At 54.5% G+C, this 14,608-nt stretch carries 9 protein-coding genes; 7 read left to right on the forward strand and 2 right to left on the reverse strand.

Features of this window, described 5'->3' with window-relative positions; all coding sequences use genetic code 11:
- Positions 1 to 12 precede the first annotated feature (12 nt).
- From HUO14_RS06120 to HUO14_RS06150, 7 genes are all read left to right on the forward strand, one after another.
- Positions 13 to 2,355 carry a glycerol-3-phosphate 1-O-acyltransferase gene (locus HUO14_RS06120; RefSeq protein ID WP_176279000.1) on the forward strand — a complete coding sequence of 781 codons (2,343 nt, stop codon included), beginning with the start codon at positions 13 to 15 and terminating at the stop codon, positions 2,353 to 2,355.
- A gap of 25 nt (positions 2,356 to 2,380) precedes the next feature.
- Positions 2,381 to 3,961 (forward strand): wax ester/triacylglycerol synthase family O-acyltransferase, encoded by a 1,581-nt coding sequence (locus tag HUO14_RS06125; protein ID WP_176279001.1) that lies wholly within the window; start codon positions 2,381 to 2,383, stop codon positions 3,959 to 3,961.
- A gap of 81 nt (positions 3,962 to 4,042) precedes the next feature.
- Positions 4,043 to 5,515: a DUF3336 domain-containing protein gene (locus tag HUO14_RS06130; protein WP_176279002.1), complete on the forward strand. Its 1,473-nt coding sequence runs from the start codon at positions 4,043 to 4,045 to the stop codon at positions 5,513 to 5,515.
- The gene (locus HUO14_RS06135; protein ID WP_176279003.1) at positions 5,512 to 6,375 is read left to right on the forward strand and encodes an alpha/beta hydrolase; all 864 of its coding nucleotides are present in this window, start codon (positions 5,512 to 5,514) and stop codon (positions 6,373 to 6,375) included. The genes HUO14_RS06130 and HUO14_RS06135 overlap by 4 nt, the downstream gene beginning before the upstream one ends.
- Positions 6,376 to 6,383: 8 nt before the next feature.
- Complete coding sequence (locus HUO14_RS06140) at positions 6,384 to 7,313, forward strand: alpha/beta fold hydrolase (protein WP_176279004.1); 930 nt, start codon at positions 6,384 to 6,386, stop codon at positions 7,311 to 7,313.
- A 62-nt stretch (positions 7,314 to 7,375) separates the two neighbouring features.
- Positions 7,376 to 8,377: an NAD(P)H-dependent glycerol-3-phosphate dehydrogenase gene (locus HUO14_RS06145; RefSeq protein ID WP_176279005.1), complete on the forward strand. Its 1,002-nt coding sequence runs from the start codon at positions 7,376 to 7,378 to the stop codon at positions 8,375 to 8,377.
- A 284-nt stretch (positions 8,378 to 8,661) separates the two neighbouring features.
- Positions 8,662 to 9,615, forward strand: a complete 954-nt coding sequence (locus tag HUO14_RS06150) for a crotonase/enoyl-CoA hydratase family protein (RefSeq protein ID WP_176279006.1) — start codon at positions 8,662 to 8,664, stop codon at positions 9,613 to 9,615.
- On the opposite strand, the gene HUO14_RS06155 is transcribed toward HUO14_RS06150, so the two are convergent.
- On the reverse strand, positions 9,591 to 12,176 hold the full coding sequence (locus HUO14_RS06155) for an ATP-binding protein (RefSeq protein WP_176279007.1): 2,586 nt from the start codon (positions 12,174 to 12,176) through the stop codon (positions 9,591 to 9,593). The genes HUO14_RS06150 and HUO14_RS06155 overlap by 25 nt on opposite strands.
- A 5-nt stretch (positions 12,177 to 12,181) precedes the next feature.
- Positions 12,182 to 14,341: a putative bifunctional diguanylate cyclase/phosphodiesterase gene (locus HUO14_RS06160; RefSeq protein WP_176279008.1), complete on the reverse strand. Its 2,160-nt coding sequence runs from the start codon at positions 14,339 to 14,341 to the stop codon at positions 12,182 to 12,184.
- Between the last annotated feature and the right edge of the window lie 267 nt (positions 14,342 to 14,608).

The following is a 14,608-nucleotide window of genomic DNA, read 5'->3' on the forward strand; positions in this document are numbered from 1 at the left end:
CAAGGGGCGAGGATGGACGAAGCGATACAGATAGCAAATGCCGGATCGCTGTTGGCGAAAGGGCCCAAGCTATTTGTGATTGATGCACGCAATGGTGTCGAGCGGCGCTATCTGCTCGACTGGTTGCATAGTTCCATCGCCGAGGGCGGCCCGGGCGGAAAGCTGAACTGGGTAGCCTTGCCGATATCGGATGAACGTGCGAATTTGCGCCTGGGTCCGCTGGAAGAGAAGCTCAAGGAACATCCTGATACTTTGGTCGTGCCGGTACGTATCGCCTGGCGGATCCCCAATTTCGAAAAAAGCCGCGCCGTCAAAATGCGCCACGTCATCTTCGGCGATCCGCGCAATCCGGGCAGTTTTCGCGCCCGGTCAATCCTGTGGCGCGACAAGCGCCGCGCCCATTGTCTGACCGGACAGCCCGCGACGATCGGCGAACTCAAGCAAAGATTTTCCGAACTCAGCAAGGATTACGACCAGACCGACAATACGGAACTGGCTGCCTTTGTTGTCAGACAAGCGGGCCTCGTCCTCGATATCGCCGAGCGCGGATTGCGCGGGCGGCGCTACAAGGTCCCCCGGCATGTGGCAGACGGTCTGCGCAGCGATGCGCGTTTCCGCGCTGCGATGACCAAGCTGTCCGTCGATCTCGGCAAGAGCGAGGTGGAGCTTTACGAACAAGCTACCAAATATATGAAGGAGCTGATCGCTCGCCCGAGCCCGATGTTTATCGACATGAAGGCCAAGCTTGACCGCTTCATGCTGTCGCAGGGTTATGAGAATGAAGTGGTCTTCGATCGCAAGGAGCTGGCCCGTTTGCGCCAGACGATGCGCGAGCATCCGACCTTGCTGCTGTTTACCCACAAAACCTATATCGACGGCGTGACCGCCACCGATCTGGCCTATCAGAACGATTTGCCCCTGATCCATCTGTTCGGCGGTATCAATCTCGATTTTTTCGGTCTCGGCTTCATGCTGCGCCGCGCCGGTACGATCTTCATCCGCCGAAGCTTCGAGAACAACCCCGTCTACAAGCTCGTTCTCCGCTATTATGTCAGCTATCTGCTGGAAAAACGATTTCCGATGACCTGGGCGTTCGAAGGCACGCGGTCGCGGCTCGGGAAACTGATGCCGCCGCGCTACGGCCTGCTCAAATATGTCATGGACAGCGCGCACGCCAATGACGTTGAAAATGTCCATATCATTCCGGTCGTGACCAGTTTCGACCTGATCCGGGATGTCGAAGAATATGCCAGCGAACAGACCGGCCGGATCAAGAAGCCGGAGTCCCTGAGCTGGTTCATCGGCTATCTCCGCAGTCTGCGCGAGCCGATGGGCAAGGTCTATGTTGATTTCGGCGAGCCGGTCATTGTCAAAAAGGCACCCGACCCGAACAACCGTCTGGCCCTGTCCAAAATGGCTTTCGAAGTCGCTGTTGAGGCCAACCGGGCAACGCCACTGACGCTGACTTCGCTGATGTGCCTCTGCCTGCTCAGCACGGCCCCGCGGGCAATGACGGAAGACGAACTGCGCGCGATAATTAACTATCTGACCGGCTGGGCGCGGGAGCGCAACATCCGGATGAGCGAGGATCTGACCGACCGGAATCTCGAGGGTGTTCAGCGCGTCATCGAAACCTTGGTAAACAACGGGCTTCTGGTTCGCTATGACAAGGGACCGGCGCTGGTCTACGCGATCGAGCCCGACCAGCATCCGATCGCAAGCTATTATCGCAATTCGATCATCCATCATTTTCTCGACAAGGCCATCATCGAATTGTCGATCTTGAAGGCGCGGGAAGTGAGTGACCGGAAAGCGGAAGATGTTTTCTGGGAAGAAACCGACCGGCTTCGCGACCTGTTCAAGTTCGAGTTTTTCTACCCGGAAAAGCAGCAATATCGGGAAAATATCGAAGCAGAATTGCAGAGGGTCGATCCGAACTGGAAGGTTAAGCTGGAAGAAGGGGGTGGTATGCTGGCCAGTCTCACCAATCGCTTCCAGCCACTGATTGGCCACGCCGTATTCCTGCCTTTCGTCGAGGCTTATACGATCGTTCTGGATATCTTGTCGCGGCTCGAGCCCGGGCAGGCGGTTGACAAGAAAAGTTGCGTCGCCCTGGCGTTGAAAGAGGGGCGGCAGGCATACCTTCTCCGGCGGATCACGAGCGAATCCTCGATCGGCAAGATTCTGTTTGAAAATGGATTCAAAATGGCCACGGGCCTCGGCTTGACCGGTGAAACAACAGCCGAAATCATAGTCGAGCGCAAGGCTCTGCTGCGCAAGTTCAGGGCGCTTTCGAGACGGATGGAAAAATCCCGCCTCGAAGTGCTCGCGCTCGCCGACAGGATATTTGAATGAACCGCGCCGCCGAAAGGGCATCCAGATGACCGAAGAAAAAAATATCAGTCAGTTGAGCGCTCAGGATGCCCAATTTCTCTATATCCAGTCTGCCACCAATCTGACCCATGTGATGGCGGTCTATATCTATGATCCATCGACCGCTCCCGGCGGAAAGGTGCGCTTCAAGGATATTATCGAACATATGCGCAAGCGATTGGACATCTCGCCGATGTTCAAGCGCAAATTATATCGCCTGCCGATGGATATCGATCACCCATATTGGGTCAAGGACGAGCATTTCGATCTCGAGGCGCACATAACCCATGGCCGACTGCCCGCGCCGGGGGACTGGCGACAGTTTTGCATTCACGTGGCTCGTCATCACAGCAAGCCAATGGATATGACCCGGCCGCTCTGGGACATGTATGTGCTCGAGGGGCTTGATAATGTTCCCGGCTTTGCCAAAGGCAGCTATGCCATTTTGACCCGGATACATCATTCTACCATCGACGGGGCGTCCGGAGCCCATTTTTTTGCCGCGGTTTCGGACAAGGACGCGAAAGGAACGCCGGCCATACCGCTGCCGAAAGGCAAACCGGCGGACAATGACTTGCCGTCAGTATCCGATATTATGAATCGCGCGATCAACAGCACGGTAACTTCTCCCGTCAAGCTGGCTCAGGCATTCATGAAATTCGCGCCTGCTCTGCTGTCATCGGCGCAACAGAATCTGGCAGGCAGCGGGGAAAAAACGGAAGCCGGTGTTCCGGAAACCAGATTCAACGGACCGGTGACGCCGCACAAGATGTTTGACGCGATCACCTTTGATCTCGACGAACTGAAGAAAATGCGTCTCAAAGTGGCAGACGCGACGATCAATGATGTTGTGCTCGCGATCTGCAGCGGCGGATTGCGTCATTATCTGACCAAACATAAGGAACTGCCGAAAGAATCGTTAATCGCGGTGGCTCCGGTCAATGCGCGCAGCCATACGGGTGACGAGACCAAGCCTGGCAATAATATATCGGCAATGACCATCAAAATCTGGTCGAACATTGCCGATCCGGTCGAGCGTCTCGAGGCAATCAGAGATACCACCCGGGACACCAAGGCAGCAAAGTCCGGGCTTAGCGCACGGATCATGACCGATCTGACCAAACATATTCCGGGTGTCACCATGGCCGGCGTCGCGAGAATTCTGACCGACGAACGTTTTGCGCCGAAAATGAGCAATTTGATGGTTTCCAACGTTCCCGGCCCGCAAATGCAGCTGTTCATGAACGGCGCGAAGCTGACCCATCAATATGCTTTGGCGCCTCTCGCGCACGGAATGGGCCTGTTCATCGCGACCCCGAGCTATAATGGAAAGATATCCTTCAACATCATCTCGGACCGAAAAATGATGCCGGATGTTGAGTTTTTCCGTGAATGCCTGCAAAGGGCGTTCAATGAACTGCGCGATGCCAAGCCAGGTGCCGCTAAAAGTCAGGCTGTAAAAGCGGCTGAGGTATCGACAAAACCGGCGAGGTCCAGCGACGGTTCGGTTATGTATCGACGGGTTGCCAGAAAACCGAGAACGGTTGCGTCAAAAGCGACCGGCGGTGGCAGGCCGAAAGAGAAATAGGAGGCGGATAGATTGCACGCCGCCCGATTCCCGTGCGGCGGCCGGCATTTTGCGCAATTTTGGTGAAAGAGTGTACCGAAGATGATCCTGAACACGACGTTGAAGATGGAAAAGGAAATGGCGCAAGCCAAAAGCTATTCCGAATGGTCGAAAGCCGCGAAAGCGCACGACAAATCGACCGGAGTCGACAAGTGGAAGGCCTCTGACGAGAGCAAGCATTTCGACCACACTTCCATCCGCCGCCGTCTCAAACGTCTCTCCGGGCTGTGGAAGTCTCAGGACAACGCGGGACTTTTATACGCGCTGAATGAAGGCATTCACGGAAATATGGACGGCATGGGCCATGCTCGCCTGCACCAGAAGGCGAAATTCGGGACCAAGCAACTTATCCAGGACTATGTAGACGCGATCGTCAACTCACTGGAATATCTGGCCAGCGACAAGGTCACCGATATCCCGTTCGAGGAAAAACTCGATTTCTTTCGCCGGGCACAGCATTGCTACGGACGTTCGGCGTTCCTGATGAGCGGTTCGGGCGCCTATCTCTATTTCCACGTTGGTGTTGCCAAGGCATTATGGGAAGAAGGCCTGCTGCCCGATATCATGTCCGGCTCCAGCGGGGGATCGGTTGTCGGTGCTTTGATCAGCACGCATAGCGACAAGGACATACCGCCCTTTTTCAAACCCGAAAATCTTGTCGTCGGAGCCGATGATGCGAGTGAAGAGGAGAGCGGGTTCCTGGGCGGTAGCAGGCGGTTGCGAGCCGATGAAATACGTCAGCGTCTGACAGAATTGCTCCCGGATCTGACCTTTCAGGAAGCCTATGAGCTTACCGGACGTCATCTCAACGTTTCGATCGCGCCGGCGGAAAAGCACCAGACATCGCGGCTGCTGAACGCGATTGCTTCGCCCAACGTCTATATTCGTGAAGCGGTTCTGGCTTCTTGTGCGGTTCCGGGCATCTATCCACCGGTCACATTGGCAGCCAAGGATCATCGCGGCGAGCGCGTGCCTTATTTGCCCAATCGCAAATGGGTGGATGGTTCGGTAACCCATGACCTGCCGGTCAAACGTCTTGCCCGGCTCTACGGGGTCAACCACCATATTGTCAGTCAGGCGAATCCGCTGGTCACTCCATTTGCCACCGATTTCAGCCAGAAGCGCAATCCGCTTTCCTCCATCCGCAACGCGTCGACGGCAACCATGAAAGCGTGGTTCAACGCCAATGTCGAAATGATGCAGAAGCCCTTGTCCTATTTCCCGCGTCTGAACAGCATGGCCAATATGGCGCTTTCGGTGATCAATCAGGACTATACCGGTGATATCAACATCATCCGCCCGACGATGTTCTGGGGACCGTCCAAGATATTGAGCAACTTGCCGGTTGAAGATGTTGCCGAACTGATCGCGCTCGGCGAGCGTACAGCATGGCCGAAAATCGAGATGGTTCGCACCCAGACCAAGATCAGCCAGACGCTGGACCGGATTCTGTTTAGATTCGAAAATGAACTGGCGCATGACCACGAACTGGTCGTCAAAAGGAAAATCGCTTGAAGCACCAAGAAGCAACTCTCTTGCTTCCGCCGGGATCAAAAGCGGCGGGTGCGAAATTATTCTGGCAGAGATGGTCGCCCGATGGAGACCCCAAGGCCGTGATATTGTTGGTTCATGGCTATGCCGAACATTCTGGCCGATACCATTATTTCGCCGAACATTGTCTGAGCAAGGACTACGCGGTCTATGCGATGGACCATTGGGGACATGGTCAATCGGATGGCACGCCGGGGTTCGTCCCGGACTTTTCGGTATTCCACGATGGCGTTGACCAGCTGCTCGCCCGCGCGAAGCAGGATTTTCCCGATCTGCCGGTGATCCTCGTCGGGCATAGTATGGGCGGGTTGATCAGCGCCACCTATCTGATCGGGAATCAGGACCGGTTCGCCGCCTGCGTACTCTCGGGCCCGGCGGTAAAAGCGGCGGAGGAACCCTCGGCTTTCCTGAAGATGATCAGCGGCTTCCTGTCGCGATTCTTCCCCAAACTGGGGGTGCTGGAGCTTGATCCGAACGGCGTTAGCCGCGATCCCGAGGTGGTTTCGGATTATCTTGCCGATCCGCTGGTCTATAATGGCAAGATGGGCGCAAGGCTTGCTGCCGAAATGCTGGGCAACATGTCGAGCGTCCAGCAAAATGCCGGACGGATTTCGCTGCCATTGATGATGCTCCACGGCGGGAAAGACAGCCTTGCCGCCGCAGAAGGTTCGAGATTTCTGGATGACCATGTGTCGTCGACCACCAGGATGTTGAAGATCTATCCGGAACTCTACCACGAAATTTTCAACGAACCGGAGAGAGACCAGGTATTGAACGACATGACCGACTGGTTGGACGACCGGCTGACGGCAGGAAGAGGATAGCGCGAGCCATGGAGATATTCATTACGGTCCTGGGGATTATCATGGTGGGGCTGATTGCCCTCTATGTTCTGTTCCCGCGGACCCTTTTCGGGTTTTTTCGCGATACTCTGCGCAAGAGGGGCAAGTTGACGGTTAAGTCGATCCGTGTTGGAGATATGATCTGGCCCTATCTTGAAGGCGGTTCACCCGATGCGGAGCCTCTGGTTCTGCTGCACGGTTTTGGCGGCGACAAGGATAATTGGGCGGCCTATGCGCCCGAGATCGTGGGCAAGTATCGACTGATTTCGCCCGACCTTCCAGGGTTCGGCGAAAATGTCAGGGATATTGACCGCGACTATGACATGGCCACACAAGCAGCACGCGTCCGCGACTTTCTCGATGCCATGGGCATCGAGAAATGTCATATCGGGGGCAACAGCATGGGCGGGTTTGTATCGCTTCGCTTTGCGCTGGACTTTCCGGAGCGGTTGATCTCGATGACCCTGTTCAACAACGCCGGGGTTGTCGGAGCCAATGAAAGCAAGCTGCAGCAGGAAGCGCAGGGCGGGAAAAATCCGCTGGAGATACACAGCCCTGACGATGTGAAGCGGATGCTTGCCTTCGTCGCCCATAAGCCCATGAAAGTTCCGGGACAGTTTCGGAAGATTTTCTACGAGGATTTTGCGGTGCACCGCGACTTGCTCGACAAGATATTCTGGACGCTGGTCGAAGATGGTACGGTGAAACCGTTGAATGACCAGCTTGGTCAGGTGAAGACGCCGACTCTCATTATATGGGGACGCCACGACCAGTTGATTGATGTCAGCTGTGTCGATGTCCTGAAGAACGGGATCGCCAACGCAGAATCGGTGGTATTTGAAGACGTTGGCCATATTCCGATGATCGAAAACCCCAAAGGAACTGCCAGGCATCATCTCGAGTTCCTTGCCAAACACTGAGAATCTCTCCAGTTTGCTCAGGACCGGCTTCCGCCAGAGGAGTCGCTTTAAAAGGGGTGTTTATGGAGTTGAAAGTTGGATTGCTCGGCGGCGGGTCATGGGGAACCACGGTGGCCTCTTTGGTGTCCCGGAACGCCCCGATAAAGCTCTGGGCGCGGGATCCGGAAACCGTCATCGACATCAATGATAATCACTGCAACAGCAAATATCTACCCGACATAAAATTACCACCGGCTCTGACCGCGACATCGGAAATAGGCGAGGCTGTATCCGGTGCAGACGTGCTGGTCATGGCCATTCCTTCCAGCAATTTCCGCAACGTGCTGGAGCAAGCCAAGCCGCATCTGCGGCCGTGGGTTCCAGTGATCAGCCTGACGAAAGGGTTGGAGCTGGCGACCAGCAAACGGATGACGGAAGTGATCGAGGAAGTCCTCCCCGGCCATCCCGTAGGCGTCTTGACCGGCCCTAATCTGGCGCGCGAAATCATGGCAGGGCAGGCCGCTGCGAGCGTGATCTCGATGGAAGACGAGATTATCGTGAAGCAGCTCCAGCAGCTTTTCCACTCGGGCCTGTTTCGGGTTTATACCAATACCGATTTGCTTGGGTGCGAGCTGGGCGGCGTTCTCAAAAATATCATCGCGATCGCGGTTGGCATGGGTGACGGGCTTGGCGCGGGAGACAATACCCGATCGGCATTGATCACCCGGGGGCTCGCCGAAATCACCCGTCTCGGTGTCGCGATGGGTGGCAAGCCGGAAACATTCTCCGGCCTGACCGGTATGGGCGATATGATAGCCACTTGTACCAGTCCGCTGAGCCGCAATCGTCACGTCGGTGTCGAGCTAGGCAAGGGGCGTCATATCGACGAAATCATAGACGAGATGCTGATGGTCGCGGAGGGCGTAAAAAGCGCACCCACGGTGATGGCGCTGGCCAAAAAATACGGGGTGGAAATGCCGATTGCCGAGGATGTTTTTGAAGTCACGAAGGGCAATCGTTCTGCCGTCCGGGCATTCCGTGGATTGGTAAATCAATCGGCAGGAGCGGAGTCCGACGCAGGATGATGACGCGCGTTTTCAGGCGCCTCAACTACCCGCAACCCGTTTATGGTTAAACAAACAATGTGAAAAAACTGTGACATTTTGTGGCATTACGGATGAATTTTGTTGAACTGTTTGGACCCAAGGGATTCAAATATCAGCAGATTTCCGAGTCAATTAAGCATGTTAGGAAAACTTCTTTGTTTTACTTGCTTTGAAATGGGGCATATCATAAAACTCGATACCTTAGGCGAGGGAATTTGTTAGATTGAGTTTTGTCAAAACCTTTGCCAGCCAGGGAGTAGAGTATGGATTTTCGCAGCCGAGCGGCCAATGATCCGAAAGAGAGCTTGCGGATCGAGGAAAGTGATCTGCTAGCCGAGGCTGCGTCCATTCCCGATCCTGATATTTTCCAGAAGCAGTTCCGAGAAATCGATCTCCGTTTTGACCGTTCTGACGAGATTTTCTGGTGCTACATGAACCAGAAGTCGCGCCCGAGCTACACCTATGAACTGGGAGACGAAATCCAGCAGGTCCAGGACTGGATTCATTCCAACTATGCCATGGACGGGTCAAAGGCGGCGGATCCCTTGCGTTATTTTGTCTGCGGATCGCGTACTCCCGGCATTTATAATCTTGGTGGGGATCTGAAGCATTTCGCGGCTTGTATCCGGCGCCGTGATCTCGGAGCGTTGAAGAAATACGCGCGTACTTGCGTTCACATGCAGTATGAAAACAGTACCGGTTTTGGCGCACCCATTATAACCATGGCTCTGGTGCAGGGAGACGCGCTGGGTGGTGGTTTCGAACATGCACTGGCTTTTGACATTCTGGTCGCCGAAAAAAGCGCGCGACTGGGGCTGCCTGAAATATTGTTCAATCTCTTCCCGGGCATGGGAGCCTATAGCTTCCTGCGGCAGCGTCTGGGACGGAAAGATACCGAGCGCTTCATTCTCGACGGCAAGCTTTTCACCGCTAGCGAGCTGTATGACATGGGTGTGGTCGACATTCTCGCTGAAGATGGCATGGGCGAGGCTGCGATTATCGAATATACCAAGGAAAACCGCAAACGGTTCCACGCCGAACGTGCCGTCTATCGTGCCAGGAAAATCGCTAGCCCGGTCAGTCTTGAAGAGTTGCTGGAGATTACCGATACATGGGCGGAGACCGCACTGTATCTGGAAGAAGCAGATGTCCGGAAGATGGAGCGGCTGGCAACAGCGCAGGATCGCCGCATTCAGCGGTCGTTGCGAGCAGTCTGACGGTCAAGCGGCTCAACGGTCGTCTCGTCCTGATTTTCTGTTGAAGAACGATCGAGGCAATTGCGTATGTCGGCAACCAGTTGTTCAACTTTCGCCAGATAGGCAAACCGGCGGCTTTTGAACTCTGGTTCGCTAATGACTTCCAGCTTTGCACAAGTCTCGACGAGGTAGGTTGCGCCGACATTTGCGGCCCCGCTCTTGAACGCGTGAGCGTGGAAGCGGAAATCTTCGACCGATTCCTCATCGACTGATTTTTTGAACGCGATCAGGATTGCGCTGGCATCTTCGAGATAGGTTTCGATAATCGATTGGACGAAAGCCTCGTCTCCGATCGAGAGAAGATAATCGAGCTGGGTCTGGTCAATCGCGGGTAATTCCAGCAGGTGCTTTTTGCCGTCGAGATTGCTGACCACGCCCAGCGGATCGGATGCGACAGTCTCGTCTGGCTGTCCGTCGAGATTGGCCGTTTGGGACGCTATGACCTCGATAAGCTCTTGCGCCTCGATCGGTTTTGTCATCCGAAGGTCCATGCCGGCATCAAGGCATTTTTTCTCGGTTTCCTCGGTGGAGTCAGCGGTCAATCCGATGATCGGAATATGTTGTCTGGGACCTTCAATCTGACGCCATAGCTGGCAACACTCGACGCCTCCCATGATCGGCATGTTGACGTCCAGAAATACGATATCAAAGGATTTTTGCTCGAGTTCTGCGAGCGCTCTCTCGCCGTCCGCGACCACGGTGACTTCGTGGCCGGCATTGGCCAGGATCGTTTCCAGTACCATCTGGTTTGTGCGATTGTCGTCAGCGATCAGTACGCGGACCGGCGACATTTGCACCGACGGGCTTTCATCTATCGGATTCTGTTTCGGTTGTGAGCCTGCGTCCGCAAAGGAACAGCCAATCTGGACGGCGCTACGAATGGTGCCAAAGTCCGAACCTGCCGGGAGAAGCGTGGCGAAGGCGGCCCGAAGTTGCAGGTCGTTAAGGTTTTTCTCCTTGCCCTGGGCTAACAGAACGGGCGGAAGTTTGGCTTCCCGGAATGCGGACCATAACGGAGATGCGTCATCATGATCATCCGCGATCGCCTCATCCAGCAGCGCAATATCATAATCTCGACAATTGCGTTGCGAGAGTATCTTCTCGATATTGTCGGATGGACGGCATTGAATATGGTCGATTACAATTGACTGATTGTCGTCGTTGCAAATGACTGGTGCATCTTCGTCCCGTGTCAGCGACAATATTCTTACGGCGTCGACCTCCGCATCATGGTCATCGACGTCCGGAAGTCCGGTCGGGAATGAAAGGGTGAACGTGCTGCCCGCGCCAAGTTCGCTTTCCACCGCAATATCCCCACCCATCTGAATGGCGAGCTTTTGGCAAATCGCCAGTCCCAGTCCGGTGCCACCGAACTCGTTGGCGATCGTGTCATCCGCCTGATGGAAAACATCAAAAATTTTCTGGTGTGCTTCCTCTGCAATTCCAGGACCCGTGTCGGTGACCGACATCCACATCCAGTCACGGTCAGGGTCGTTCTCCGCGCCCAATCCGCACCGCAAGGTGATTGATCCGGATTTGGTGAATTTTACTGCGTTGCTGGTCAGATTGATGAGAATATTGCGGACAAAATCCAGCTGGCCGGAGATGATCCGGTCGCTGTGCGGATCCGCCTGGAGGACGATCTTGAGATCTTTCTCGTCAGCTGCAATCTGCATGATCTCGCGGACTTCGGAAAGTACATTGACTAGAGAAAAGTCTTTCGGTGCAGGTAGTTCATCGCGGGAATCGGATTGCGCGAAACTCAACAGCTGGTTGATCAGATGAAGCAAATGGCGACCCGCAGATACGCTGGTCGCGATCATCTGATGCTGCTTGTCCGGCATTTTCATTTCCAGAAGGTGCGTGCCATAGCCGATGATCGCGTTCAACGGCGTGCGCAATTCATGGCTGATGCTCGCGAGAAAGAGGCTTTTGGCCTTGTTCGCTTCCTCTGCTTGTTCCTTGGCCTGCGAGATTTTTGTTATCAGCGTCGAGCAATATGCCGGGATCACCAGCAGCCCTACAAGAAGGCCGATCGACAGTGAGGGGCTGTCGCGCCAGAAGTCGACGGTATAGATGGTCCATCCAAATGCGATCGCGGCCATGGCCGAAGCCAGAAAGAGCCAGGTCACTCCAAATCGGAAACCATTGCCGAGAATGACCCAGAGCATTAGTGGATAGAGGGCGGCGACGCTTGCCCCGCCGATATGGAATATAAAAGCCGCAGCACCAAAATCGGTACAAAGGCCTATGAAACGCCTCAAATTCGAAGCTTTGTGATCCACATGATATGCGATTGCAATGGTGATGCCGACGACGAAGTAGACGCTGAAGCCGATAATCAGATCGGACGGTGCATCCAGAATTGCGCAGGCTGACCAGGCAAGAATGATTAAAATGATCCGGTTCTTGATCATTTCATGTTCGCGATCGCGATCGCGCGGTTGGCCATCCATGCCATAGGGTGTGTTTATGTGATGGTCATGCGGCTTTGGCGAAGCACGGGACGGTCGAGGCGACATGATGTTTAGCCTTCAGCCGAACGGCTGGGTTGATCAACCTTTCGCCCATCAAATAATTTGCGAAGATTTTCGGCGCGTTGGGGGCGGGCGATCTGGAACCCCTGAATCTCGTCGCAACCGGAAATCCGCAACAGATCCAGCTGCGCATCATTTTCGACGCCTTCTGCGACGACACGCATGCCCAGAGCATGGGCCAAATGCGCGATAGTGCCGATGATGGCACGGTCCGCGGCGCTATGTTCGATCCGGGAGATGAATGTGCGATCGATTTTGAGGCAATTGGCTGGCAGGTCCCGCAAATATTGCAGCGATGAATAGCCGGTGCCAAAATCGTCAATCGAGATGCCGACTCCATGGCTGCGGATTCGATCGAGCGTGGCTCTTACTTCATCGTTATTGTCGATCAGCAATTCTTCGGTAATCTCGATGGTGATCTTGGACGGATCAATCCCGTTGGCTTCGATGCTGGCCAACAGTTCGTCACAAAGATTGTGATTCTGGAATTGTCGCGGCGAAACGTTGATAGCGACGCGGGGCAGATCAATGCCCTCGTCGGCATGGGCCTTGATCTCGCGGCAGACCTCGCCAATCACCCAATTGCCCAACAGGTCCATAAGTCCGCTGTCATCGGCAACCCGGATGAACTGGATCGGCAGCAGCCGTCCCCTGATGGGGTGATCCCATCGGATGAGAGCCTCAAGGCCAACATATTCGAGTGTCTGGGCATCAACAATGGGCTGATATTCCAGCGAGAATTGATTTTCGCTCAGCGCGTCGCGCAATTCATTTTCAAGAGCGGCGTCGGCTTGCGCGATGTCATTCATGTCTTCGGAGAAGAACCGGTGACAATTCCGGCCATTGGCCTTGGCGTCATACATGGCAAGGTCTGCCATGCGCAGAACTTCCTCATATTCATCCCCGTCGTCAGGTATAAGGCTGACACCAATAGATGCACTGATAACCTGACCCACGCCACTGATTGCGTAAGGCTCATTGATCGCATTGAGTATTTTGGTGCAGCGAGAGTTGAGGGAATCGACGCTGTCAAATTTGTTCAGGATAATGGCAAACTCGTCACCGCCGATGCGCGCCGCGAAATCCTCGGAACCGATGACCCTTGAAATGCGGTCGGCAACCTCTCGCAATAGTGCATCGCCGCTGTGATGGCCGCGCGTATCGTTGATGATTTTGAAACGATCAAGGTCGAGCAGCAAAAGGGCTGCTTTGCCATTCGATTTCTTGCAATGATCAATGGTGGATTTGACATTCTCGGCAAGCAGCACACGGTTGGGCAAGCCTGTCAACATGTCATGCAGGGCCAGATGTGTTCTGTGTTCTTCTGCAAATTTCCGGGCAGTGATATCAACTGCCGTCGTGAGAACCCCAATGGCTTCACCCTTGTGGTTGAGCAGAGGCGATTTGTTGCAGTGGAAAATCAGGTCGACCCCATCGCTGGTGATCTTTTCTTCATAATGCGGAATCGCAAGCCCGGATTTGAGTACTAGCTCATTCCTGCGCCGCGAATTGGCGGCCAGAGCGGGCTCGAAAAAGCTCGCAAAATCCGCGCCCACCATCTCGTCGGGGTCTTTGTCGAACAAGGCCGATTGGTAAGCATTTGTAAAAAGGCAGTTTCCGGAACGATCGGTGGCGTTGATCATGATCGGGATCGTGTCGATTATCTGTTCGAGCATGCTTTTGCCCGAAGGACCCTCGATAGATGTCGTTTCACCGATCTTTGCATGTTTGCGTTCGGTTTCCGATGCACGTTGGCGCAGCGTCACGCTTTTCTTGCTTTTTGTCAGCAACGACAGCGCGCGACTACAGAATTCAACATGCGAAACAGGGCTCTGCAGGAAATCTGTGGCACCGGCATCAAGGGCAGCAAGCCGGCATTCACGGTCTTGATGCGCGGTGATGACGATTGCCGGCACCTCGCTTGTACCGGGCATCATCCGGACTTTTCGGATAAATTCCGCGCCGTTCATTTGCGGCATCCGATAATCTACCACCATCAAATCGACCTGGTTGTCGCGCAGCCAATGCAGAGCCTCTACCGGGTCAGCGTATGTGACAGCGGAATATCGTTCCCCCATTAGGGTCACAAACTGAGCATAGATTCTCAGATTAGTTGGTCGGTCATCGACTATCAAAACGCACGTGGTCATGTTGTTATGCACTACAGGTCGATGTTCAAGATAAGGTTAACGCCCAATTACGAATTTATAACGATAGATAACAGTATGTTACAAAGTTTACATCGGCTTCGAAATCTGCCTGAGACGCCAGATCTGGATGCATGCCGATGCGTTGTGGCGATTTTCGATATTTTGGCGGGCTCCAAACGAATCGCAAGCCTGATTCCCGGTCGTCAGCATTTGATTGAACAGCCTCGCTTTCGTGACCCGGCATCGCGTTCCTCGTTTACAATCGTG

Source organism: Parasphingorhabdus flavimaris (genome assembly GCF_013371215.1).
GTDB lineage: Bacteria > Pseudomonadota > Alphaproteobacteria > Sphingomonadales > Sphingomonadaceae > Parasphingorhabdus > Parasphingorhabdus flavimaris.

What these genes read in the sequence shown, in the direction of transcription:
- HUO14_RS06120 (WP_176279000.1), top strand. Translation starts at nt 13, where the DNA reads ATGGACGAAGCGATACAGATAGCAAATGCCGGATCGCTGTTGGCGAAA.
- HUO14_RS06125 (WP_176279001.1), top strand. Translation starts at nt 2,381, where the DNA reads ATGACCGAAGAAAAAAATATCAGTCAGTTGAGCGCTCAGGATGCCCAA.
- HUO14_RS06130 (WP_176279002.1), top strand. Translation starts at nt 4,043, where the DNA reads ATGATCCTGAACACGACGTTGAAGATGGAAAAGGAAATGGCGCAAGCC.
- HUO14_RS06140 (WP_176279004.1), top strand. Translation starts at nt 6,384, where the DNA reads ATGGAGATATTCATTACGGTCCTGGGGATTATCATGGTGGGGCTGATT.
- HUO14_RS06145 (WP_176279005.1), top strand. Translation starts at nt 7,376, where the DNA reads ATGGAGTTGAAAGTTGGATTGCTCGGCGGCGGGTCATGGGGAACCACG.
- HUO14_RS06150 (WP_176279006.1), top strand. Translation starts at nt 8,662, where the DNA reads ATGGATTTTCGCAGCCGAGCGGCCAATGATCCGAAAGAGAGCTTGCGG.
- HUO14_RS06155 (WP_176279007.1), bottom strand. Translation starts at nt 12,176, where the DNA reads ATGTCGCCTCGACCGTCCCGTGCTTCGCCAAAGCCGCATGACCATCAC.
- HUO14_RS06160 (WP_176279008.1), bottom strand. Translation starts at nt 14,341, where the DNA reads ATGACCACGTGCGTTTTGATAGTCGATGACCGACCAACTAATCTGAGA.